The organism is Sphaerotilus uruguayifluvii (assembly GCF_013294065.1).
GTDB lineage: Bacteria > Pseudomonadota > Gammaproteobacteria > Burkholderiales > Burkholderiaceae_C > Sphaerotilus > Sphaerotilus uruguayifluvii.
In genome coordinates this window covers 79,392-102,679 of sequence record NZ_JABSNM010000018.1, presented here as the reverse complement: position 1 = coordinate 102,679, position 23,288 = coordinate 79,392, and the positions used below count along the sequence as shown (strand labels likewise).

Annotated in this window: 18 protein-coding genes and 1 pseudogene; 11 read left to right on the top strand and 8 right to left on the bottom strand. The window is 71.4% G+C overall.

Annotated features, from left to right (window positions below; all coding sequences use genetic code 11):
- Both HNQ01_RS17545 and HNQ01_RS17540 read left to right on the top strand, forming a co-directional pair.
- A pseudogene (locus HNQ01_RS17545) lies at positions 1 to 84 on the top strand (IS5/IS1182 family transposase); the annotation flags it as partial.
- Between the two features lie 488 nt (positions 85 to 572).
- A complete protein-coding gene (locus HNQ01_RS17540) occupies positions 573 to 1,226 on the top strand; it encodes a hypothetical protein (RefSeq protein WP_173806720.1) in 654 nt (217 codons plus the stop codon).
- Positions 1,227 to 1,232: 6 nt separating this feature from the next.
- On the opposite strand, the gene HNQ01_RS17535 is transcribed toward HNQ01_RS17540, so the two are convergent.
- Positions 1,233 to 1,898 (bottom strand): response regulator transcription factor, encoded by a 666-nt coding sequence (locus HNQ01_RS17535; RefSeq protein ID WP_173806718.1) that lies wholly within the window; start codon positions 1,896 to 1,898, stop codon positions 1,233 to 1,235.
- Between the two features lie 164 nt (positions 1,899 to 2,062).
- Here HNQ01_RS17535 and surE point away from each other — a divergent pair, with 164 nt between their 5' ends.
- The 5 genes from surE to HNQ01_RS17510 all read left to right on the top strand — a co-directional run bounded on the left by surE (position 2,063) and on the right by HNQ01_RS17510 (position 7,246).
- Positions 2,063 to 2,818, top strand: a complete 756-nt coding sequence (gene surE, locus HNQ01_RS17530) for a 5'/3'-nucleotidase SurE (protein ID WP_173806716.1) — start codon at positions 2,063 to 2,065, stop codon at positions 2,816 to 2,818.
- Positions 2,819 to 2,823: 5 nt separating this feature from the next.
- Complete coding sequence (locus HNQ01_RS17525) at positions 2,824 to 3,780, top strand: protein-L-isoaspartate(D-aspartate) O-methyltransferase (protein WP_173806714.1); 957 nt, start codon at positions 2,824 to 2,826, stop codon at positions 3,778 to 3,780.
- 61 nt (positions 3,781 to 3,841) lie between these two features.
- Complete coding sequence (locus HNQ01_RS17520; protein WP_173806713.1) at positions 3,842 to 4,753, top strand: peptidoglycan DD-metalloendopeptidase family protein; 912 nt, start codon at positions 3,842 to 3,844, stop codon at positions 4,751 to 4,753.
- Positions 4,754 to 4,856: 103 nt separating this feature from the next.
- Entirely contained in the window at positions 4,857 to 6,317 is a 1,461-nt protein-coding gene (gene rlmD / locus HNQ01_RS17515) for a 23S rRNA (uracil(1939)-C(5))-methyltransferase RlmD (protein ID WP_173806712.1), read from the top strand.
- Between the two features lie 44 nt (positions 6,318 to 6,361).
- Positions 6,362 to 7,246: a transglutaminase-like domain-containing protein gene (locus tag HNQ01_RS17510; protein WP_173806711.1), complete on the top strand. Its 885-nt coding sequence runs from the start codon at positions 6,362 to 6,364 to the stop codon at positions 7,244 to 7,246.
- A gap of 21 nt (positions 7,247 to 7,267) precedes the next feature.
- On the opposite strand, the gene HNQ01_RS17505 is transcribed toward HNQ01_RS17510, so the two are convergent.
- From HNQ01_RS17505 to map, 4 genes are all read right to left on the bottom strand, one after another.
- Positions 7,268 to 7,642, bottom strand: a complete 375-nt coding sequence (locus HNQ01_RS17505; RefSeq protein WP_173806710.1) for a VOC family protein — start codon at positions 7,640 to 7,642, stop codon at positions 7,268 to 7,270.
- A gap of 69 nt (positions 7,643 to 7,711) precedes the next feature.
- Positions 7,712 to 8,437 carry a helix-turn-helix transcriptional regulator gene (locus HNQ01_RS17500; RefSeq protein WP_173806709.1) on the bottom strand — a complete coding sequence of 242 codons (726 nt, stop codon included), beginning with the start codon at positions 8,435 to 8,437 and terminating at the stop codon, positions 7,712 to 7,714.
- Between the two features lie 20 nt (positions 8,438 to 8,457).
- The gene (locus HNQ01_RS17495; protein ID WP_473964406.1) at positions 8,458 to 11,106 is read right to left on the bottom strand and encodes a [protein-PII] uridylyltransferase; all 2,649 of its coding nucleotides are present in this window, start codon (positions 11,104 to 11,106) and stop codon (positions 8,458 to 8,460) included.
- 59 nt (positions 11,107 to 11,165) lie between these two features.
- The gene (gene map / locus HNQ01_RS17490) at positions 11,166 to 11,978 is read right to left on the bottom strand and encodes a type I methionyl aminopeptidase (RefSeq protein WP_173806708.1); all 813 of its coding nucleotides are present in this window, start codon (positions 11,976 to 11,978) and stop codon (positions 11,166 to 11,168) included.
- A gap of 75 nt (positions 11,979 to 12,053) precedes the next feature.
- Between map and HNQ01_RS17485 the strand changes: the two genes are divergently transcribed.
- Positions 12,054 to 13,187 (top strand): NAD(P)/FAD-dependent oxidoreductase, encoded by a 1,134-nt coding sequence (locus tag HNQ01_RS17485; RefSeq protein ID WP_173806707.1) that lies wholly within the window; start codon positions 12,054 to 12,056, stop codon positions 13,185 to 13,187.
- 107 nt (positions 13,188 to 13,294) lie between these two features.
- Entirely contained in the window at positions 13,295 to 17,311 is a 4,017-nt protein-coding gene (purL, locus tag HNQ01_RS17480; RefSeq protein WP_173806706.1) for a phosphoribosylformylglycinamidine synthase, read from the top strand.
- Between the two features lie 168 nt (positions 17,312 to 17,479).
- Here purL and HNQ01_RS17475 read toward each other — a convergent pair whose 3' ends face one another.
- Both HNQ01_RS17475 and HNQ01_RS17470 read right to left on the bottom strand, forming a co-directional pair.
- Entirely contained in the window at positions 17,480 to 18,112 is a 633-nt protein-coding gene (locus HNQ01_RS17475; RefSeq protein WP_173806705.1) for a TetR/AcrR family transcriptional regulator, read from the bottom strand.
- A gap of 255 nt (positions 18,113 to 18,367) precedes the next feature.
- Positions 18,368 to 19,981: a pseudouridine synthase gene (locus tag HNQ01_RS17470; protein WP_353621731.1), complete on the bottom strand. Its 1,614-nt coding sequence runs from the start codon at positions 19,979 to 19,981 to the stop codon at positions 18,368 to 18,370.
- Between HNQ01_RS17470 and HNQ01_RS17465 the strand changes: the two genes are divergently transcribed.
- The gene (locus tag HNQ01_RS17465) at positions 19,902 to 20,729 is read left to right on the top strand and encodes an undecaprenyl-diphosphate phosphatase (RefSeq protein WP_173806703.1); all 828 of its coding nucleotides are present in this window, start codon (positions 19,902 to 19,904) and stop codon (positions 20,727 to 20,729) included. The genes HNQ01_RS17470 and HNQ01_RS17465 overlap by 80 nt on opposite strands.
- 56 nt (positions 20,730 to 20,785) lie before the next feature.
- On the opposite strand, the gene trmB is transcribed toward HNQ01_RS17465, so the two are convergent.
- Positions 20,786 to 21,535 (bottom strand): tRNA (guanosine(46)-N7)-methyltransferase TrmB, encoded by a 750-nt coding sequence (gene trmB, locus HNQ01_RS17460; protein WP_173806702.1) that lies wholly within the window; start codon positions 21,533 to 21,535, stop codon positions 20,786 to 20,788.
- A gap of 143 nt (positions 21,536 to 21,678) precedes the next feature.
- Between trmB and dacB the strand changes: the two genes are divergently transcribed.
- On the top strand, positions 21,679 to 23,253 hold the full coding sequence (gene dacB / locus HNQ01_RS17455; protein WP_173806701.1) for a D-alanyl-D-alanine carboxypeptidase/D-alanyl-D-alanine endopeptidase: 1,575 nt from the start codon (positions 21,679 to 21,681) through the stop codon (positions 23,251 to 23,253).
- The last annotated feature ends 35 nt before the right edge of the window (positions 23,254 to 23,288 follow it).

The following is a 23,288-nucleotide window of genomic DNA, read 5'->3' as shown; positions in this document are numbered from 1 at the left end:
TGGAAGAACTGCGAGCGCTGGCTCAACACCAGCCTGCAGTTCGTCCATCTCGCCTTTCTGGCCTTGCTCCTCAGGAGATCGTGAACACGCTCTCAAGGTCGGAGATCGACGACATCGTCGCAGGCATCGGCCGATTGGTCGCAGGCCTGCGGAGCGCCATCGGCGCACCGCCGGAACGGCCGTAGCTTGCTGCGAGGTCACGGCTGCCCGCCATGGTCGAAGGGCCGGCCCCAGGCCGTGAGAGCGTCATTGCGATTGACGAGCAAGACCGCGAGAATGTCGTTGCTGACGGTCTCAAGACGTCCCATGCGGACAAGGGGAACAGACGGGGGAACAGCGCAGTTTCTCTCGTCAGTTTTCTTAATGAGATCAACAGCTTAGGTCGCCGTTTTGGATCCCATCAGCCACCCCACCGATAGAGATTGAAAAAGGCCCGGTCCGATGACCGGGCCTTTTTCATTTCTGTCGCCTCAGGCCGGTCAGGCCGGCGACGCTGTCACGATTCGTCACGGGTGCACAAGCCGGGGTTCATCTGGCCCCGTGACGATGGCATTCCTTGAGGAGGAATTTCCGTGAACAAGCGTTTCCCCGTGCTGCGCTCCATGACCGTCGTGGCCGCGCTGGCGGCGTCGGTGCTGCAGGCCGGCTGCATCAGTCCCCGATCCTTCGTCGATCCGACGATCCCGAAAGTCTCGTACGAGGCGGTCAGGCCGCGTCCCTCGCCGCTGGCCCTGAAGCTGGAGACCGAATTCCAGCGCAACGGCCAGGGCATGCCCCGCGTCACTCCGACGCTGCGCCTCGACGTCGAGCGGGTGCTGCTCAAGAGCGGGCTGGTCGCGCCGCAGGACCACGATGTCCCGGGCGGCACGATTCGCGTCGTCGTCAACAACCTCGCCGACCAGGGCGCGGCGGCGGCCAAGGGCTTCGGCACCGGCCTGACCTTCGGTCTGGTCGGCACGACCGTCACCGACCGCTACGAGATGACGGTCACCGTCACCCGCGCCGGCCGCAGCACGCAGAGCACGCTGGTGCGCCATGCGCTGCACACCGCGATCGGCAACACCACGCTGCCCGAAGGCATCGAGACGATGACGACCGGCGAGGCCTTCTCGCGGGTGGTCGAGCAGATGCTGCTGCGCTGCCTGAGCGACCTGCAGAAGTCCGGCCAGCTCGCCGCGCGTCCGGCGCCGCACGACGGGCTGGCGCTGCCGGCCCGCGCCGGCTGAGCCGGCTCAGCCGAGCTCGCCGCTGCCGAAGGCGGTCGGTGACAGCGCGCTGGCGAGTGCGAGCTTGCGGTAGGCGCCGCGGATCTGCTCGCTGACGGCCAGCCACTTCACGCCCATCAGCCGAGCGATCTCCTTGAGCGTGAAGCCCTTGCTGAGCTGCAGCAGCACCTCGCTCTCGCGCGGGCTGAGCGCGCGCGGATCGTCCTCGGGCAGGTCCATCGCGCGCAGGAAGGCGTGCATGCGCCGCGCCATCGACGGCGACAGCGGCGGCTGGCCGCGCACGATGCGCTGCAGCTCCTCCACCAGCACCTCGAAGCGGTCTTCCTTGAGCAGGTAGCCGCTGGCGCCGCACTGCAGCGCCGGGAAGAGGTGGTCGTCGTCCGAGTGCAGCGTCGTGGCGATGCGGATCGCCGGATAGGACGAGAGCTGCGCCAGCAGCGCCAGGCCGGCCTGCTCGGGCTGCTCCAGGTCGCACAGCACCAGCCGGAAGGCGTCGGGGCCGACCGGCGGCGGCTCGTGGGCCAGCGGGTCCGCGCCCAGCGCCCGGCGCGCCGAGCCCAGGTCATGCGCCTCGACGAAGACCAGCTCGTCGCTGAAGCTCTCGCGCACGACGCGCATCAGGAAGCTTCGGGCGACGGCGTTGTCCTCGACGATCAGCACGCGGATGGGCATGGGAAACGGTTCCTGGCAGGGGAGCGCGGGCAAGATGCGCCGCAGCATGTCATGAGGGCATTATCGTTGCTGGCACCGGGCCCGAGGCGTTCCCCGGATCCCCCGGGCCCGGGTCGGCGCCCCCGGATGCGCGGGTGGGCGCGCCGGTGCCTACAATGGCCCGCATGCGAATACTGGTGGCCAATGATGATGGATACCTTGCGCCGGGGCTGCACGCGCTGGCCGAGGTCTGCCGAAGCTTCGGCGAGGTCGACGTGGTGGCGCCCGAGCAGAACGCCAGCGGGACCTCCAATTCGCTGTCGCTGCACCGGCCGCTGTCGGCCTGGCGGGCCGACAGCGGCGTGCGGGTGGTCAACGGCACGCCCTCCGACTGCGTGCATGTCGCGCTGACCGGCCTGCTCGAGCACCGTCCGGACCTGATCGTGTCGGGCATCAACAACGGTCCGAACCTGGGCGACGACACGATCTACTCCGGCACCGTCGCGGCGGCCACCGAGGGCTATCTGTTCGGCGTGCCGGCGATCGCCTTCTCGCAGGCCGAGCATGGCTGGCGCCATCTCGACGCGGCGGCCGAGACCGCGCGACGGATCATCGCCGAGGTGCTGGCGCGGCCGCCCTCGGCCGGCTCGTGGCTGCTCAACGTCAACATTCCGGCGCGGCCGGACGCGGCCGACCTGCCGCGCCAGGTCACCCGGCTGGGCCGGCGCCACGCCAGCGAGCCGGTGGTGCGCCAGTTCAGCCCGCGCGGCGACCCGATCTACTGGATCGGTGCGCAGGGCGAGGTGCGCGAGGCGGGCGAGGGCACCGATTTCCATGCGGTGGCCGCCGGCATCGTCTCGATCACGCCGCTGCAGATCGACCTGACCGATCACGCCGGCCTGCCGGGCTGGCAGCGCTGGCTCGGCGCCGCGGCGGGCTGACGGCGATGGGCGACGGCGACGAGGACGCCTCCCGCCCGCGCTCCGGCCGCTGGCCGCTGCGCCTGGACCGGGCACGGCCGTCCGAGCGCCGGCTGGTCGAGCCCGGCACCGATTCGGCCATCCGCCATGAACGCCTGCAGGGCACGCCCAGCGTCGCCTTCCCGGTGCGACGTGCCGGCGCAGGCGAGCCGCCCCCGGCGCCCACGCTGGCGCAGGCGCGCATGCTGCGGCCGCAGCGGCCGCTGTCGGACGCGGCGCGCGAGACGCTGCAGGCTAGCCGCGCGCCGGTGGCCGGCGGCGACTCCGCGCCGCTGCGCCAGCACATGGTCGAGCGGCTGCGCCAGGCGGGCTGCCGCGACGAGGCGGTGCTCGCGGTGATGGCGCAGGTGCCGCGCCACCGCTTCGTCGACGCGGCGCTGCAGGTGCAGGCCTACGAGGACACCAGCCTGCCGATCGGCCTGGGCCAGACCATCTCCAAGCCCTCGGTGGTGGCGCGCATGATCGAGCTGATGCGCGCGCGCGCCGGCGGGCCAGGGCTGCGGCGGGTGCTGGAGATCGGCAGCGGCTGCGGCTACCAGGCGGCGGTGCTGGCCGGGCTGGCGGAGCGGGTGGTGTCGGTCGAGCGGCTGCGCGGCCTGCACGAGCGCGCGGCGGCCAACCTCGCGCCGCTGGCGCTGGCCCATCTGCAGCTGGTCTTCGGCGACGGCCGGCTCGGGCATGCGCCGGCGGCGCCCTTCGACGGCATCATCGCCGCCGCCGGGGGCCATGACCTGCCGCCGGCCTGGATCGAGCAGCTCGCGCGCGGGGGGCGGCTGGTCGCGCCGGTGCATGACGCGGTGCTGAAGTCGCAGGTGCTGATCGTCGTCGACCGGCTCGCCGATGGCAGCATCGTGCAGAGAGTGCACGAGCCGGTGCGCTTCGTCCCCTTAGAATCCGGGATCAGCGAATTCGGACACTCCTGAGGTGAGGCTCCAAGCCCGTCCGGACTCCTCCTCTGTGGCTGCGGGCCCTTCTCCACACTCCATGACGACTCCATATTCCCAGGTTCCGGGCATCAGGGTGCTGCTCGGAAGCGCCATCGCGCTGGCTCTGACCGGCTGCGCCTCCCACCTGCGTCCGCCGGCGCCGCTCGAGAACCGGACGCCTTCATCGTCCGCGGCCAGGCCGGCCGAGCCCGAGCGCCTGCCGCCCGGCCACGAGAACGCCGGCAAGCCGGGCTACTACACCGTCAAGCCCGGCGACACGCTGATCCGGATCGGCCTGGAGACCGGCCAGAACTGGAGAGACCTGAGCCGCTGGAACCAGCTCGAGAATGCCGACCGCATCGAGGTGGGCCAGGTGCTGCGGGTCGTGTCGCCGAGCCAGGATCCGACGCAGGCCGCCTCGCGCCCGGTGGTGACGCCGCGCATCGAGCCCAAGCCGATCGCTCCGCCGCCGCCGGCCCCGGCCGCCGGCGCGACCGCCGCCAGCGGCGCGGCCTCCGCCGCATCGGCGCCGGCGGCGACGCCCGCCCCGCCGCCGCCGCCGGCGCCGCCCGCTCCGGCCCCGCAGGGCCGTGACGGCGACGACGACGTCAACTGGATGTGGCCGGCGCAGGGCTCGATCGTCTCGAGCTTCGAGGACACCCGCAACAAGGGCGTCGCGATCGCCGGCAAGGAAGGCGATCCGGTCTACGCCGCCGCCGACGGCCGGGTGGTCTACGCCGGCTCGGGCCTGCGCGGCTACGGCAACCTGATCATCATCAAGCACAACGACACGCTGCTGACCGCCTACGCGCACAACAAGACGCTGCTGGTGCGCGAGGACCAGGTGGTGCGCCGCGGCCAGAAGATCGCCGAGATGGGCTCGAGCGACACCGATCGCGTCAAGCTGCACTTCGAGGTCCGTCGCAAGGGCAAGCCGGTCGATCCGACCAAGGTGCTGCCGTCGCGCTGAGCCCGGCCGCCTCCGTCGCCGCCTTTTCTCCCTTCCGACCGCCGCTCCGGCATCCGCATGCCGGTCGCGGCGGTCGCGCTTTCATTTCCCCGCAATTCCTCCCATGACCGACATCAACGAATGGCTGAAGGTCGATGCGCTCGACCTCGAGGCCCAGGGCGTGGCCCGCAACAGCGAAGGCAAGGTCGTCTTCATCGAGGGCGCGCTGCCCGGCGAGACGGTGCGCGTGAAGACCGGCCGCCGCAAGAACAACTGGGAGCAGGCCGAGCTGGTCGAGATCGGCCGCGAGAGCTCGCAGCGCGTGACGCCGGCCTGCCCGCACTTCGGCCTGCACGCCGGCGCCTGCGGCGGGTGCAAGATGCAGCACTTCGACGCGGCGGCGCAGGTCGCGGTCAAGCAGCGCACGCTGGAGGACAACCTCTGGCACCTCGGCAAGGTGCGCCCGGAGCGGGTGATGCGCCCGATCGAGGGCCCGACCTGGGGCTACCGCTACCGCGCGCGGCTGTCGGTGCGCCATGTGGTCAAGAAGGGCACGGTGCTGGTGGGCTTCCACGAGCGCAAGTCGCGCTACATCGCCGACATGAGCGAATGCCGCATCCTGCCGCCGCACATCAGCGCGATGCTGCTGCCGCTGCGCGAGCTGGTGATGTCGATGGACGCGCGCGAGACGCTGCCGCAGATCGAGCTGGCGCTGGGCGAATCGCCCGAGGGCCTGGTCAATGCGCTGGTGCTGCGCCATCTGGAGCCGCTGGGCGCGGCCGACCTGCAGCGCCTGCGCGACTTCGCCGCCCTGCACCGCGTGCAGTGGTGGCTGCAGCCCAAGGGCCCGGACACGGTGCACCTGCTCGACGCCGGCGAGGGCGCCGGGCCGCAGCTCGCCTACACGCTGCCCGAGTTCGGCGTGACCATGCCCTTCAAGCCGACCGACTTCACCCAGGTCAACCACCACATCAACCGGGTGCTGGTGGCGCGCGCGCTCAAGCTGCTGGACGCCCAGCCCGACGAGCGAGTGATCGACTGGTTCTGCGGCCTGGGCAACTTCACGCTGCCGATCGCCACCCAGGTGCGCGAGGTGCTGGGCATCGAGGGCAGCGAGGCGCTGGTGCAGCGCTCGCGCGAGAACGCGATCGTCAACCAGCGCGACAACGCCACCTTCGCCGCGCGCAACCTGTTCGAGCTGTCGGCGCAGGACCTGGCCGCCTACGGCTCGGCCGCGCGCTGGCTGGTCGATCCGCCGCGCGAGGGCGCGTTCGCGCTGGCCAAGGCCCTGGCCGAGGTGCGCCAGAACCCGATCGCGGGCTACGAGCCGCCGGCGCGCATCGTCTACGTCAGCTGCAACCCCTCGACGCTGGCACGCGACGCCGGGCTGCTGATGCACCAGGCCGGCTACCGCTGCGCCGCCGCGGGCGTGGTCAACATGTTCCCGCACACCGCGCACGTCGAGTCGATCGCGGTGTTCGAGCGCATCGACGGCTGGACGCTGCCGGCGCCGGTGCCGGTCGAGGCCGAGCCGGAGGGCGCCGTTCCCGAAGGCGTCGCGTCCGAGACGGCCGGTCCGGCATGAGCATCGTTCTTGCTTGATCCGGCGGACCCTTCACGGAAAGATTCATGATCCGCCTGCGGCTGTCCCTCGAGCTCGACTACCTCGTCCTGTCGCCGACCTGCGACTTCGTCTTCAACATCCACGCCGCGCACACCAGCCGCCAGACGGTGCGCGAGGAGGCGCTGACGCTCGACCCGTGCCAGCGCGCCGAGGTGCAGCTCGATCCGGTGCACGGCAGCCGCTTCATGCGCCTGCACGCCGCGGCCGGGCCGCTCAAGGTGGCCTACCAGGCCACGGTCGACATCCGCCACCACATGGAGGATCCGGCCAGGATCGGCGAGGTGCCGGTGTCGCGGCTGCCGGTGCATGTGCTGCCCTACGTCTACCCGAGCCGCTACTGCCAGTCCGACCGGCTGCTGCGGCTGGCCTTCGCCGAGTTCGGTCACCTGCCGCCGGGCTACGCGCGGGTGCAGGCGATCCGCGACTGGGTGCACCGCCGCGTGGCCTTCCAGTCCAGCAGCACCGACTCGACCACCTCGGCGCTGGACACGCTGGTCGAGCGGGTGGGCGTGTGCCGCGACTTCGCGCACCTGATGATCGCGCTGTGCCGTGCGATGAACATTCCGGCGCGCTTCGCCACCGGCATCGACTACGGCGCCGACCCGGCGCTGGGGCCGACCGACTTCCACGCCTATGTCGAGGTCTATCTCGGCGACCGCTGGTACATCTTCGATCCGTCGGGCACGGCCATTCCGATGGGCTTCGTGCGCTTCGGCACCGGGCGCGACGCGGCGGATGCGGCCTTCGCGACCATCTTCGGCGGCGTGCAGTCGCCGCCGCTGCCGCCGCGCCTGCGCATCGAGGCGCTGACCGGCGAGCCGGATCTGGCGCTGCCGGTGCACTGCACCCAGGCGCTGTCGACCGACGACGGCCCGCCGGACCGGCGCTGAGCCGGGCCTGGGCCCGGGCGGTCAGCCCGCCGGCGAGAACACCCTCAGCCGGTGGCCGTCCGGATCGCTGGCGGTGAAGGTTAGGCCGAAGTCCATGCGCGTCGGCGCCTGCAGCATGGCCCGGCCGCGCGCGCACCAGTCGGCATGGCAGGCGAGCACGGCCGCGTCGCTCTCGAGCGCGAAGCCCAGCTCCGAGCCGCCGGGCAGCGTGGCCGGCGGCTGCACGCCGGCGGCGCTCCACAGGCCCAGCCGCAGGCCCGAGTCCAGCGCGAACATCGCGAAGGTCGGCGAGGCCTCGACCGGCGCCCGGCCGAGCAGGTCGGCGTAGAAGGCGGCGCTGGCGGCAGCGTCGCGGACATGGAGGATGACGAAGGCGGGATCGGTGACGAAGGACATCGCGGGGCTCCGGGTGGGCGGGTCGACCGGTGCAGGACCGGCATGTCTCCATCGTCGGGGCGCGGCGTGTCAGATCCTGTCAGCAGCGATGCCTTCCTGCTCGCGCCAGAGCTTCAGCAGCGCCTGGCGCCGGCGCGGGTAGCGCTCGGGCAGCAGCTCCGCCGCGCTCATGCGGTCGGTGCGGAAATGGCGGATCCCGCCCCGCAGCTCGCACCAGGCCACCGCCACCTGCACCCGGTCGAAGAAGCCCAGTGCGAACGGCCAGAGCGTGCGTTCGCTGTCCCGGCCGGCGGCGTCGCGGTAGCGCAGGTGCAGCTTGCGTTCGGTGCGGATGGCCTGGCGCAGCAGCGTCAGCATGGCCGGGTCGGCGGCGGGCGCCCCGGGCGCTTCGGGCGCTTCGGGCGCGGGGCCGGCCGGGCCGACCAGCAGCGCGCTGCTGTCGAGCTCGTGGCGCAGCGGCGCCGGCAGCACCGCGGCGATGCGCGCCAGCGCGTCGCGTGCGGCCGCGCCCAGGCGCGGATCGCCGCGCTCGGCCACCCAGCGCGTGCCCAGCGACAGCGCCTCCAGCTCCTCGACGGTGAACATCAGCGGCGGCAGCAGGAAGCCCTCGCGAAGCAGGTAGCCCAGGCCGGGCGCGCCGTCGATGCGCGCGCCCTGCGCCTGCAGCGTGGCGATGTCGCGGTAGAGCGTGCGCAGGCTGATGCCCAGTCCGGCCGCCAGCTCGGCCCCGCTGACCGGATGGCGGTGGCTGCGCAGCCGCTGCAGCAGGTCGAGCAGGCGGGCCGCGCGGGTCATCGGGGCGGGCGCCGGGCGGCTCAGCCCAGCGCGTCGAGCAGTTCCGTCTCGAACTCGATCTGGCTGCGGTTGTGCTGCAGCACCGCGCCGTCGACCAGGAAGGTGTCCTCGACGCGCTCGCCCAGCGTGCTGATCTTGGCCAGCTGCAGGTTGACCTGGTGGCGCGCCAGCACCCGCGCGACGCTGTAGAGCAGGCCGGAGCGGTCGCTGGCCGACACCGACAGCACCCAGCGCTGCGCGCGCTCGTCCGGGCGCAGCTGCACCCGCGGCGTGATCGGGAAGGACTTGACCCGGCGCGACAGCCGCCCGCGGCCCGGTTCGGGCAGCGGGCCCTCCTCGGTGAGCGTGGCCATCAGCTGGTGCTCGACCAGCGCGATCAGGTCGCGGTAGGCCTGGTCGAAGAAGGGCGTGATGACCTGGAAGGTGTCGAGCGCGTAGCCGGCACGGGTGGTGTGCACCCGGGCGTCGAGAATGCTGAACTGCGCCGCGTCGAAGTAGCCGCAGATGCGCGCGAACAGGTCCTGGCTGTCGGGCGCGTAGACCAGCACCTGCAGGCCTTCGCCCACCGGCGACAGCCGCGCGCTGACCAGCGGCGCGGGACTGTCGACCCGGCGGTTCAGCGCCCGCGCGTGCCAGGCGATCTCGTTGCTGTCGTGGCGGGCGAAGTAGTTGAGGTCGAGCGTCTTCCACAGCGCTTCCTCGGCGCCGGGCAGCATCGAGTGCAGCGCGAGCAGCTGGCGGGATTCCTGCTTGCGCAGCTCGATCTCGGCATCCATCTGCGGCTTGGCGCCGCCCAGCGCGCGCAGCGTGGCGCGGAACAGGTCCTCGAGCAGCTTGCCCTTCCAGGCGTTCCAGACCTTCGGGCTGGTGCCGCGGATGTCGGCCACCGTCAGCAGATAGAGCGCGGTGAGCCGGCGCGGGTCCTTGACATGGCGGGCGAAGGCGTCGATCACGTCCGGATCCGACAGGTCCTCCTTCTGCGCGACCCGCGACATCGTCAGGTGCTCCTTGACCAGGAACTCGACGAGCCGGGCGTCCTCCCGGTCGATGCCGTGGTCGCGGCAGAAGCGCCGCACCTCGACCGCGCCGAGCTCGGAGTGGTCGCCGCCGCGGCCCTTGGCCACGTCATGGAACAGCGCCGCGACATACAGCAGCCACGGCTTGTCCCAGTGCGCCGCCAGCTGCGAGCAGAACGGGTACTCGTGCGTGTGCTCGGCGATGAAGAAGCGGCGCACGTTGCGCAGCACCATCATGATGTGCTGGTCCACGGTGTAGACGTGGAACAGGTCGTGCTGCATCTGGCCGACGATCTTGCGGAACACCCACAGGTAGCGCCCGAGCACCGAGGTGTCGTTCATCAGCCGGAAGACATGCGTCTGGCCCTGCGGCTGCTGCAGGATCTCCATGAAGGTGGCGCGGTTGACCGGATCGGCGCGGAACTTCGCGTCCATCAGCTCGCGCGCGTTGTAGAGCGCGCGCAGCGTGCGTGCCGACAGGCCCTTGCAGCCGGGGCTGCGCTGGAAGGCCAGGAAGGTCTGCAGGATGGCGTGCGGGTCGCGCTGGTAGAGGTCGTCGCTGGCGACCTCGATCAGGCCGCCGCGGTCGAAGAAGCGCGCGTCGATCGGGCGCATCGGCGCGTCGCGCGAGCCGGCGACATGCTCCTCGATGCCCAGCATCAGGATCTGGTTGAGCTGCACCACCGCCTTGGCGGCCCAGTAGTAGCGGTGCATCAGCGCCTCGCTGGCGCGGCGCTCCGGCGTCGAGACCCAGCCGAAGCTCTCGGCCACCGCGGTCTGCAGGTCGAAGACCAGACGGTCCTCGCGCCGTCCGGCGATGGTGTGCAGCCGCGCGCGGATCAGCCGCAGCACGCCCTCGTTGCGCTGCAGCTGCGTCGCCTCGAAGCGCGTGATCAGGCCCTTCTTGGCCAGCTCGGCCCAGGAGCGGCCCAGGCCCGCGCCCTGCGAGACCCAGCGCACCACCTGCAGGTCGCGCAGGCCGCCCGGGCTCTCCTTGCAGTTGGGCTCGAGCGAATACGGCGTGTTCTCGTACTTGACGTGGCGCTGCTGCATCTCCAGCGACTTCGCGCGCAGGAAGGTCGCCGGATCGAGCACGTCGGCGGTCCAGCGCCGGAACTGGTCGAAGAGCCGGCGCGCGCCGCACAGGAAGCGCGCCTCCAGCAGCGCGGTCTGCACCGTCACGTCGGCCTGCGCCTCGGCGACGCACTCGTCGACGGTGCGCACGCTCGAGCCGATCTCCAGGCCGATGTCCCAGCAGGCGGTGATGAAGGCCTCGATGCCGGCGCGGCGCGGGTCGGGCGGCGCGGCCGGATCGTGCGCGGCGCCGTGCGGCTCGGCCATGTCCTCGGGCAGCAGCACCAGCACGTCCACGTCGGAGTACGGGAAGAGCTCGCCGCGGCCGTAGCCGCCGACGGCCACCAGCGCGGCGCCGCGCGGCAGCTCGCCCTGGTGCCAGAGCTGGGTGATGACGCCGTCCACATGCTGGCTGAGCTGGCGCACCAGCTGCGAGGCCGCTGGCACCGTGGCCGGGCCGTCGCGGAACTGGCGGATCAGCGCCTGCTTGCCGTCGCGCATCAGCCGGCGCAGCTCGGCCACCGGCAGCACATGCACGTCCTGGCGGCGCTCGCCGAGGCCGGCGGGCGGGGCGGACACCGGTCGGTTCGGGGCGGAGGGCTTCGGCGGCAGCACGGGGGGCGCGGTCACCGCGGGCCTCAGCAGCGCGTCGTCGTGATGAACGGCGGCAGCGGCGGGCTGCCGTCCGACAGCGTCAGCACCTCGTAGCCGGTCTCGGTGACGACGACGGTGTGCTCCCACTGGGCGGAGAGCGAGCGGTCCTTGGTGACGATGGTCCAGCCGTCGCCGCCTTCCTTGATCTCGCGCCGGCCGGCGTTGACCATCGGCTCGATGGTGAAGATCATGCCGGGCTTGAGCTCGTCGAGCGTGCCGGGGCGGCCGTAGTGCAGGATCTGCGGCTCCTCGTGGAACTTGCGCCCGATGCCGTGGCCGCAGAACTCGCGCACCACCGACAGGCCCTGGTTCTCGACGAAGGTCTGGATCGCGTGGCCGATGTCGCCCAGGCGTGCGCCGGGCCGGACCTTCTCGATGCCCTTCCACATGGCGTCGTAGGTGAGGGCGCACAGGCGCTTCGCGGCGATCGAGCCCTCGCCGACGACGAACATGCGGCTGGTGTCGCCGTGCCAGCCGTCCTTGATGACGGTGATGTCGAGGTTGACGATGTCGCCGCTCTTCAGCGGCTTGTCGCTCGGGATGCCGTGGCAGATCACCTGGTTCACCGAGGTGCAGATCGACTTCGGGTAGGGCTTGTAGCCCGGCGGCTGGTAGTTCAGCGGCGCGGGAATGGCCTTCTGCACGTTCACGATGTGGTCGTGAGCGATGCGGTCGAGCTCGTTGGTGGTCACGCCGGGACGAACGTGCGGCGTGAGGATGTCCAGGACTTCAGAGGCGAGGCGGCAGGCCGTGCGCATCGCCTCGATGTCTGCGGCGGTCTTGATCGTGATCGACATGGTGGGCGATTATCGCACCCGGTCGGAAAACGGGTTCGAGCCCGGGTCGGGACCCGGCCGGCATGGAGCGCACGGATGGACAGCATGGATACCCTGGTGATCGGCGCCGGCGTGGTCGGCCTGGCGGTGGCGCGCGCGCTGGCGCAGGCCGGCCGCGAGGTGGTCGTCGCCGAGGCGCGCGAGGCCTTCGGCACCGTCACCAGCGCGCGCAGCAGCGAGGTGATCCACGCCGGGCTCTATTACCCGACCGGTTCGCTCAAGGCGCGGCTGTGCGTGCGCGGGCGCGAGCTGCTCTATGCCTTCTGCGCCGAGCGCGGCATCGCGCACCGGCGCTGCGGCAAGCTGATCGTCGCCACCGCCGAGGCGCAGCTCGGCCGGCTCGACGCGCTGCAGGCCCAGGCGCAGGCCAACGGCGTGCACGACCTGCAGCGCCTGAGCGCCGCGCAGGCGTGCGCGATGGAGCCCGCGCTGGCCTGCGTGGCCGCGCTGTGGTCGCCCTCGACCGGCATCGTCGACAGCCACGGCCTGATGCTGGCGCTGCTGGCCGACGCCGAGGCCGCCGGCGCGGTGCTGGCGCTGAAGTCGCCGGTGCAGGCCATCGAAGCGATCGACGCCGGCCGCGGCGGCCACCGGGTGACGATCGCCGGCGAGACGCTGCAGGTGCGCCGGCTGGTCAATGCCGCCGGGCTGGCGGCGCCCGATCTGGCCGCGCGTCTGCAGGGGCGCCCGCCGGGCGCGCCGCGGCCGCCCGAGGCGCATTTCTGCAAGGGCAGCTATTTCACCTTCGCCGGCGGCGCACCGTTCTCGCGGCTGGTCTACCCGGTGCCGGAGGCCGCCGGCCTGGGCGTGCATGTCACGCTGGACCTGGGCGGGCAGATGCGCTTCGGCCCGGACGTCGAGTGGCTGGACATCGCGTCCGAGGCGCAGATCGACTACCGGGTCGATGCGCGCCGCCAGGCCGGCATGGCCGAGGCGATCCGGCGCTACTGGCCGGGTCTGCCCGAGGGCGCGCTGCAGCCCGGCCACGCCGGCGTGCGGCCGAAGATCTCGGGGCCGCAGGCGCCGTCGGCCGACTTCCGCATCGACACCGAGGCGGTGCACGGCCTGCACGGGCTGGTCGAGCTGCTGGGCATCGAGTCGCCCGGGCTGACCGCCTCGCTGGCGATCGGCGAACAGGTCGCGGCCGCACTGGGCGACGCACTCCACTAGAATCCCGGACTTGTCTCACGGTCCGGCTGCCGCCGCACCCGCGCTGGCCGCGGCACCGCCCAGCCCGCCGACCCCACCGCATCAACAGCCCTTCGGGACTCACACGCGTGTCTTCCTCCTCCCCCAAGCACCTCCAGCATTTCGAGGGCGGCAACGCCCTTTCCGCCTTCCGCGCCCAGGCGCTGCTGCCGCGCCTGCAGGCCGTCAGCGCCCGCATCGTCGGCGTGTCGGCCCGCCATGTGCACTGGGTCTGGAGCGATGCCGCGCTCGACGCGGCCGCCACCGACAAGCTCGCCGCGCTGCTGACCTATGGCGACGCCGCCGAGACCTCGGCCGAGGGCGAGCTGGTGGTGGTGATGCCGCGCCTGGGCACCGTGTCGCCGTGGGCCTCCAAGGCCACCGACATCGCCCACAACTGCGGCCTGGACATCCACCGCGTCGAGCGGGTCACCGAGTTCCGCCTGCAGCTCAAGTCCGGCCTGATCGACGCGCTCAAGGGCGGCGCCAGGCCGCTCTCGCGCGAGGAGCTGCAGGCCTGCGCCATGCTGCTGCATGACCGCATGACCGAGTCGGTCGCCTTCGAGCGCGAGGCCGGCCGCCACCTGTTCGACGCCCAGACGGCCGAGCCGCTGGCCCATGTCGACGTGATCGGCCAGGGCCGCGCGGCGCTGGAAGTCGCCAACAAGGACTTCGGCCTGGCGCTGTCGGACGACGAGATCGACTACCTGGTGAAGGCCTTCACCGAGCTCAGGCGCAACCCCAGCGACGTCGAGCTGATGATGTTCGCGCAGGCCAACTCCGAGCACTGCCGCCACAAGATCTTCAACGCCGACTTCACCATCGACGGCGAGCGCCAGCCGCTGTCGATGTTCGGCATGATCCGCAACACGGAAAAGCTCGCGCCGCAGTCGACCGTCGTCGCCTACAGCGACAACGCCGCGGTGATGGAAGGCGGCCCGGTCGAGCGCTGGCTGCCGCAGGGCTACACCAACGCGCCGCAGTACGGCGCGCGCGCCGAGACCGCGCATGTGCTGATGAAGGTCGAGACGCACAACCACCCGACCGCCATCTCGCCGTTCCCGGGCGCCTCCACCGGCGCCGGCGGCGAGATCCGCGACGAGGGCGCGACCGGCCGCGGCTCCAAGCCCAAGGCGGGTCTCACCGGCTTCCATGTCTCCAACCTGAACCTGCCCGGCACGAACGAGCCGTGGGAGAACGATGCCGTCGGCAAGCCCGAGCACATCGCGAGTCCCCTGCAGATCATGACCGAGGGCCCGCTGGGGGGCGCGGCGTTCAACAACGAGTTCGGCCGCCCGAACCTGGCCGGCTACTTCCGCGTCTTCGAGCAGACGGTGGCGGGCGTGCGCCGCGGCTACCACAAGCCGATCATGATCGCCGGCGGCCTGGGCACGATCAGCGACGGCCAGACGCACAAGCTGCCCTTCGGCGCCGGCACGCTGCTGATCCAGCTCGGCGGCCCGGGCATGCGCATCGGCATGGGCGGCGGCGCCGCCTCGTCGATGGCTGCGGGCACCAACACCGCCGCGCTCGACTTCGATTCGGTGCAGCGCGGCAACCCCGAGATCCAGCGCCGCGCGCAGGAGGTCATCAACCACTGCTGGGCGCTGGGCGAGACGAATCCGATCGTCGCGATCCATGACGTCGGCGCGGGCGGCATCTCCAACGCCTTCCCCGAGCTGGTCGACGGCGCCGGCAAGGGCGCGACCTTCGACATCCGCAAGGTGCCGCTGGAGGAGACCGGCCTGGCGCCCAAGGAGATCTGGTGCAACGAGAGCCAGGAGCGCTATGTCCTGGCGGTCAATCCGGACCTGCTGCCGCTGTTCGACGAGATGTGCCGCCGCGAGCGCGCGCCCTACGCGGTGGTGGGCATCGCCACCGACGACCGCGAGCTGATCCTCGAGGACGGTCCCGGCGGCGAGCGCCCGATCGACATGCCGATGGACGTGCTGCTGGGCAAGCCGCCCAAGATGCACCGTGACGTCACCCGCGTCGCGCGCACCGAGCAGCCGCTGAACCTCACCGGCGTGGAGCTCGACGAGGTGGCGCTGAGCGTGCTGCGTCACCCGACGGTGGCCTCCAAGCGCTTCCTGATCACCATCGGCGACCGCACCGTGGGCGGCATGAGCCACCGCGACCAGATGGTGGGCCCCTGGCAGGTGCCGGTGGCCGACTGCGCGGTCACGCTGGCCGACTACGCCGGCTTCCGCGGTGAGGCGATGTCGATGGGCGAGCGCACCCCGCTGGCCTCGCTCGACGCGCCGGCCTCCGGCCGCATGGCGGTGGCGGAAAGCATCACCAACCTGCTGGCCGCGCCGATCGAGCTGTCGCGCGTGAAGCTCTCGGCCAACTGGATGGCCGCCTGCGGCGAGGCCGGCGAGGACGCCGCGCTCTACGACACCGTCAAGGCGGTGGGCATGGAGCTGTGCCCGGCGCTGGGCATCGGCATCCCGGTCGGCAAGGATTCGCTGTCGATGCGCACCAGGTGGAGCGACGGCGGCGAAACGAAGCAGGTCGTGGCGCCGGTCTCGCTGGTCGTCACCGCCTTCGTCACGCTCGACGACGTGCGCGGCACGCTGACGCCGCAGCTCAGGACCGACACCCCGGCCGGCCTGGACACCACGCTGATCCTGATCGACCTGGGCCAGGGCCGGAACCGCATGGGCGGCTCGATGCTGGCGCAGGTGCTGGGCCAGTTCGGCGATACCGTGCCGGACGTGGACGATCCGGCCCAGCTCAAGGCGCTGGTGGCGGTGGTCAACGAGCTGCGCGCGGCCGGCAAGCTGCTGGCCTACCACGACCGCAGCGACGGCGGCCTGTGGGCGGCAGCCTGCGAGATGGCCTTCGCCGGTCACGTCGGCGTGAGCCTGAACGTCGACCTGCTGGTCACCGAAGGCGACGGCATCAGCGACAGCCGCGCCGACATGGGTGACTCGAAGAACTGGGCCACCCAGGTCGGCGAGCGCCGCAACGAGCTGACGCTGAAAGCCCTGTTCAACGAGGAACTCGGCGTCGTGCTGCAGGTCGCCACCGCCGACCGCGACGACGTGATCCGCACGCTGCGCGCCCATGGCCTGAGCCGCCACAGCCATGTCGTCGGCAAGACCAACGACCGCCGCGCGGTCGAGGTCTGGCGCGATGCCAAGACGGTCTTCAGCGCGCCGCTGCAGCAGCTGCACCAGGCCTGGGACGAGGTGAGCTGGCGCATCAGTGCGCAGCGCGACAACCCGGTCTGCGCCGACAGCGAGCACGCCGCCGCAGGCGCGCCGGACGACACCGGCCTGCATGTGGCGCTGAGCTTCGACGCGAGCGAGGACGTCGCCGCGCCCTTCATCGCCAAGACCCGCCCGAAGGTGGCGATCCTGCGCGAGCAGGGTGTCAACTCGCATGTCGAGATGAGCTACGCGATGGCGCAGGCCGGCTTCGACACCTTCGACGTGCACATGAGCGACCTGCAGGCGGGGCGCGCTCGTCTGGAGCAGTTCCACGGTCTGGTCGCCTGCGGCGGCTTCTCGTATGGCGACACGCTCGGCGCCGGCGAGGGCTGGGCGCGCTCGGTGCTGTTCAACCCGCTGCTGGCGGAGCAGTTCTCGGTCTTCTTCCAGCGCCAGGACACCTTCGCGCTGGGCGTGTGCAACGGCTGCCAGATGATGGCCGCGCTCAGCCCGATCATTCCGGGCGCGCAGGACTGGCCGAAGTTCACCCGCAACAAGAGCGAGCAGTTCGAGGCCCGCCTGTCGCAGGTCGAGATCCTCGAGAGCCCGTCGATCTTCTTCCAGGGCATGGCCGGCAGCCGCCTGCCGATCGCCGTCGCCCATGGCGAAGGCTTCGCGGACTTCTCGCAGCGCGGCGATGCGGCCAAGGTGCATCGCGCGATGCGCTTCGTCGACTCGGCCGGCCGTCCGACCGAGGCCTATCCGGCCAACCCGAACGGCAGCCCGGACGGTCTGACCTCGGTCACCACCGCCGACGGCCGCTTCACCGTGCTGATGCCGCACCCGGAGCGCGTCTTCCGCAACGTGCAGCTGAGCTGGACCTCGGGCGACGTGTCGGCGCGCAGCCCGTGGGCGCGCATGTTCGGCAACGCGCGTCGCTGGGTCGGCTGATGGCGGACGACGACCGGCGGGCCGCCGGTCGTCGATGCCGGATCAGCGACGGATGAACAAAGGGGCCGGCCACCTTGCGGTGCCGGCCCCTTGTTCGTTCGGTGGGGTGGGGGAGAAAGCTCTGGGGAACGGGAGCACATCCGGCCGGAGCCGGCGGAGACGGGCGGTTCAGCGCTCCGGGACGAGCGGCTGGGCCTGCGGATCGGCGGCCGGCGCGCGGTTGGCGGAGATCGCGGCGCGCACGACCTGGGCGGCCTCGTCGGCGCATTCGGGCAGCTGCTCGACGCGATCCTGCTCGATGGCCTGCAGCACGATCTCGGTCAGCGCGCCGACGATCGCGTTGGCCTGCCAGGCGGCGGCATCCGCGTCCGGCTGGCTCGGCAGGTCGGCGATCAGCTCGGCGAGCTGGCGGTGCACCTTGCGGCGCGCCTGCAGGCCTTCCGGGCCGACCGCGAGCACGTCGATGAACAGCGTGCGCATCAGCAGCGGATTGGCCGCGAGGTGGCCGAAGTAGGCCTTGACCGCCTGGTCGACCCGGGTCGTCCAGTCCTGCGACGGCTCGATGGCCCGGGTCAGCGTGTTGAGACTGCGCTGGCTGGCGTTCTCGTACAGCGCGATCAGGCACTCCTGCTTCGTGCGGAAGTGTTCATAGAAGGTGCGCTTCGAGACACGGGCCGCCGTCGCGATGTCGGCGATCGTCGTGTCGGCATAGCCCTTGGTGGCGACGCAGCGCGCCATGCCCTCGAGCAGGCGAGTGCGGTGGTCGAGTGAAGAAGAAATTATGGCTGTTTGGTCGATCATGAGGCTTCCCCTCTGCCGAATCGTACTTTAGCTTTCCTGCTTGAAAGCAGCAAAACTGATAAAAAAGGGTACTTTCCATTACCGGAGACTAACGGTACTACCGGATCAATAGCCATGTCAGCCGGTGTGACGAACTTGGCGTCAGGAAGTCTCGAGTCTCCGCGGCGGCAGGTGACGGCGATGAGGGGAAGTGGTACGAATCTTTCCCGTTTATTTGTATTTGTTTCCAGATACTGCAAAACAATCGGGTACCAATCAGGCGAAATATTCATCCCGGCGAAGGTAACGCCACTGACCGGGTGGCAGATGGCCGAGCGGCACGCTGCCGATGCGCACCCGCTTCAGGCCGACGACCTTCAGGCCGACTGCCTCGCACATGCGCCGGATCTGTCGTTTCCTGCCTTCGCGCAGCACGAAACGCAGCTGATCCTCGTTCTGCCAGCTGACCTTGCAGGGACGCAGCGCGTGGCCGTCCAGGCTCAGGCCGTGGTTCAGCAGTGCCAGATCGCCGTCGGGAAGGCGCTCGCCGCGGGTGTATTCGACCCGGACCAGATATTCCTTCTCGACATCGGATTCGTCGCCGATGAGCTGGCGCGCGACGCGGCCGTCCTGGGTCAGGACCAGAAGTCCGACCGAATCGATGTCCAGGCGTCCGGCCGGCGCGAGATTGCGCAGATGGCCCGGATGCCAGCGGATGCCTGAACGATCCTCCTGCCACTGGTTTTCCGGTCGAATCAGCAGGGCCGCCGGTTCATATCCATCCTCGGCCTGACCGCTGACATAACCCACCGGCTTGTTCAGCAGGATGGTCACGCGCCGAGCCTGTTCCTGATGCGCGCGCTCGTCGACCTCGATGCGGTCGCCGGGCTGCACGCGCTGGCCGAGCACCGCCGGCGTGCCGTTGACGCGCACCCAGCCGGCATCGATCCATTCGTCGGCCTCGCGGCGCGAGGCCAGACCGAGCGCGGTCATGCGCTTGGACAGGCGCTCGCCGTCGGCCGTGGCCGCCGGCGTGACCGGAGTCGGCCGCTGCGGCGATCCGGGCGCGGCGGCCGCGGTCTCGCTCATCCGGCGCGCCAGCTGGGCGTTCGCGACGCTGCGCAGCGGCCGTGCCGGGGCAGCGTCGTGCCGGTCGGCAGGGCGCGGGGCGCGCTCGCCTTCGCGGCGATCGTTGCGGTCGGCCCGATCGGGGCGACCGGTGCGCTCGGCGATCTGGCGCGCGACATGCGGGTTGTTGACGCTGCGCAGCGGCTGACCCTCCCGCGGCGCGGCAGGATCGCGGCGTTCGTCGGGGCGGCCGCGCATGGGCGGATCGTCGCGTCGCGCGTCACGGCGCTGCGGATGGGCCTGCTGCGGCCGATCCGGCCAGCGGGCCTGCTGGCGCTCGTCCTGGCGGACCTGCTGCCGGCCCGGGCGGCGATCCTGGCGGTCGCGCTCGCCGGGACGGCCCTCGTCGCGCTCGCGCCGGGCGTCAGGGCGCGCGGCGCGCGGGGGCGGGGCCAGTTCCTGGGCCTGGCGTGCGCGCTGTTCCTGGGCCTCGGCCAGCGTCGGGCGCTGGCGCAGCCCGCTGCTGCGCAGCGGCTTGTGGCGGGGGCTGGAGTCGGCGCCGGCGCCGGGTTTCTTTTTCAGAGTGAGCGTGACCATGTGGTGTTTCGGGGCTGGCGACCGAAGCGGGGCCGAAGGATCCGGCCACGGGCGTGTGCTATCTTGGTCGCGGTATTGAACATCAGAGTGATGCCCCGTCAATCGGGGCATTTGCTTGTCCGGGACTCGAGAAAGGAAAGATTTCGTGGATATGCTGATGCTGGCAAAAGCTGCCGTGATGGGGATCGTCGAGGGGCTCACCGAGTTCCTGCCGATCTCGAGCACCGGTCACCTGATCCTGACAGGCGCCCTGCTGGGCGGCTTCGAGGACGACAAGAGCAAGGTCTTCGAGATCGCGATCCAGACCGGCGCGATCTTCGCGGTGATCCTGGTGTACTGGCAGCGACTGTCGAGCACCGTGGCGAACCTGGGCAGCAGCCGCGATGCACGCCGCTTCGTGCTGAACGTGCTGATCGGCTTCCTGCCGGCGGTGGTGCTGGGTCTGGCCTTCGGCAAGGTCATCAAGGCGCACCTGTTCATTCCGGTGGTCGTCGCGTCGGCCTTCATCGTCGGCGGCCTGATCATCCTGTGGGCCGAGCGCCGGCCCGCCAGCGCGGTGCGTGTGCGATCGGTCGACGACATGACGCCGATGGACGCGCTGAAGGTCGGCCTGGTGCAGTGCTTCGCGATGATTCCGGGCACCAGCCGTTCGGGCTCGACCATCATCGGCGGCATGCTGATGGGCCTGTCGCGCCAGGCGGCGACCGACTTCAGCTTCTTCCTCGGCATCCCGACGCTGATCGGCGCGGGCGCCTACAGCCTGCTGAAGGAGCGCGACAAGCTCTCGATGGCCGATGCGCCGATGTTCCTCGTCGGTCTGGTGTTCTCCTTCATCGCGGCCTGGCTGTGCGTGCGCTGGCTGCTGCGCTATGTCGCGACGCACAACTTCGTGCCCTTCGCCTGGTACCGGATCGCCTTCGGTCTGCTGATCCTGGTCACCGCCTACACCGGCGTCATCAGCTGGCATGACTGATCCGGCCTGATCCCGTTTCCGGTCGTGCCCGGTCGTCGCCGGCCCGCGCGACCGGATCAGGCGGCGTCGCCCGCGCGGCGCCGGAACACCAGATCCCAGACGCCGTGGCCGAGCTTCAGGCCGCGGTTCTCGAACTTGGTCAGCGGCCGGTAGTCCGGCTTCGGGGCATAGCCCTCGGCGGTGTTGGCCAGCTGCGGTTCGGCCGACAGCACCTCCAGCATCTGCTCGGCATAGGGCTGCCAGTCGGTGGCGCAGTGCAGGTAGCCGCCCGGCGCCAGCCGGGTGACCAGACGGGCGACGAACTCCGGCTGGATCAGCCGGCGCTTGTTGTGCTTCTTCTTGTGCCACGGATCGGGAAAGAAGATGTGCACGCCGGCGAGCTGGCCCGGCGCGATCATGTGCTCGAGCACCTCGACCGCGTCGTGCTGCACGATGCGCAGATTGCCCAGCCCGCGCTCGTCGATCAGCTTGAGCAGCGCGCCCACGCCGGGCGTGTGCACCTCGACGCCGAGAAAGTCGGTGTCCTGGCGGTTGGCGGCGATCTCCGCGGTGGCCCCGCCCATGCCGAAGCCGATCTCCAGCACCAGCGGCGCGCTGCGGCCCCAGACGGCCGCGGCGTCGAGCGGCTCGGCGCGGTAGGGCAGGCAGAAGCGCGGGCCGAGCTCCTCGAGCGCGCGGATCTGGCCGGTGCCCATGCGACCGGCGCGCACCACGAAGCTGCGGATCGCGCGGCGCGGCGCACCGTCGGTGCGGGTCTCGTCGGCATCGGCGCCGGTCGGTTCGGAAGGGGGCAGGGACTCGTTCATGGAAGACAGGGCGCCGCGTGCGACACTTCGGCGCGTGAATATTTCAAGATGAAACCCTGGAAACAGGGGTTGTCGACACTGGACAAGCCGAATCCGGCGATATTGGCCTGTCCCAGGTCATGTCGGCCGGCTAGGCTCACAGGATGCGCGATTCTGCACCAAGCCCGGACCGGCCCGGGCACGACGCTGCCGCCGGACTTCTCGACCGTCGACGCTGCCTGGGCCGGCTGGCTGGCCTGGCGCTGCTGGGCGGCGTTGTCCCGGCCCGGGCGGCGAAGGTGCGCCGGCCGGCCCGGGAGACCGTCGCGGCGGGCCTGCCGGCGCCGGTCGACCTGCTGCCGGCGCCGCTGCGCCAGGTGCTCGAGGCCAGCGGCCTGCCGCCGGAGAGCTTCGGCCTGCATGCGCAGCCGCTCGACGGCGGCGAGGCGCTGCTGTCCTGGCAGGCCGCGCGGCCCTTCGTGCTGGCCTCGACCTCGAAGCTGCTGACCTCGATGGCGGCGCTGGACCTGCTCGGTCCGGCCTACTGCTGGCGCACCCGCGCCTACCTGAGCGGCCCGCTGACGCAGGGTCGCCTGCTCGGCGACCTGGTGATCCGCGGCGGCGGCGACGCGACGCTGACCAGCGCCGACCTGCTGCAGTGGTTCCGCGAGATGCAGGCGCAGGGGCTGCGCGAGGTCTGGGGCGACATCGTGCTCAACCGCGAGGCCTTCCGGCTGCGTCCGGAGGACCTCGCGACCACGCCGGAGCCGACGCCCGAGCGGCCGCATCATGTCCGGCCCGATGCGCTGGCGCTCGACGCCGGGGTGGTGCGGGTGGCGCTGCGCAGCGACGCGGGCGGGCGCACCGACATCGAGGTCACGCCGCCGCTGCACGACGTGCGGCTGGTCAACGGCCTGGGGCGCGGCGGCGGCTGCGCGGCCAGCGCGGCGCTGCGCGATGACGGATCGACCCTGCAGCCGCAGATCCACGTCAGCGGCCAGTGGTCGCCGCGCTGCGGCGCGCAGCAGATCCGCTTCGCGCCGGTCAGCATGCGCGATCTGGGCGCGCGTGCGATCGAGGGCCTGTGGCTGCAGGCCGGCGGCGTGCTGCGCGGCCGGGTCGTCGAGCATGACGGCGGCACGCCGACGCCGTGGCGTGCCACCGAGGCCGGCGCCGCTGCGGCGCCGTTCGCCGAGCACCTGTCGGCGCCGCTGTCGGTGCAGCTGCGCGAGATGAACAAGCGCAGCGACAACCTGATCGCGCGGCATCTGATGCTGAGCCTGTCGCCGGACTTCCCCGAGGCCGCGGCCACCGCCGAGGCGGCGCGGCTGCGCATGCGCGAGTGGCTGCGCCGGCGCGGCGGCGTGCGCGACGAGATGGTCGGCCTGGACACCGGCTCGGGCCTGTCGCGGCTCGAGCGCGCGACGCCGCAGGCCTTCGTGCACCTGCTGCAGCGCGCCGCGCGCGGGCCGAACTGGAAGCTGCTGCAGCGCACGCTGCCGGTGGCCGGCGTCGACGGCACGCTCGAGGGGCGCATGCGCGGCACCGCCGCCGAGGGCCGCGCCTGGCTGAAGACCGGCACGCTGCTCGACACGCGGGCGCTGGCCGGCTGCGTGCAGACCCGCAGCGGGCGCATGGTCGCGGTCACGCTGCTGGCCAACCACCCGGACTCCGGCCTGATCGCCGCGGCGGTGCCGGCCCTCGACGCCTGCGTCGAGTGGATCGCGCATCTGGCATAATCATGCGCTGCAGCGTGCTCCAGCCATGCCGGAGC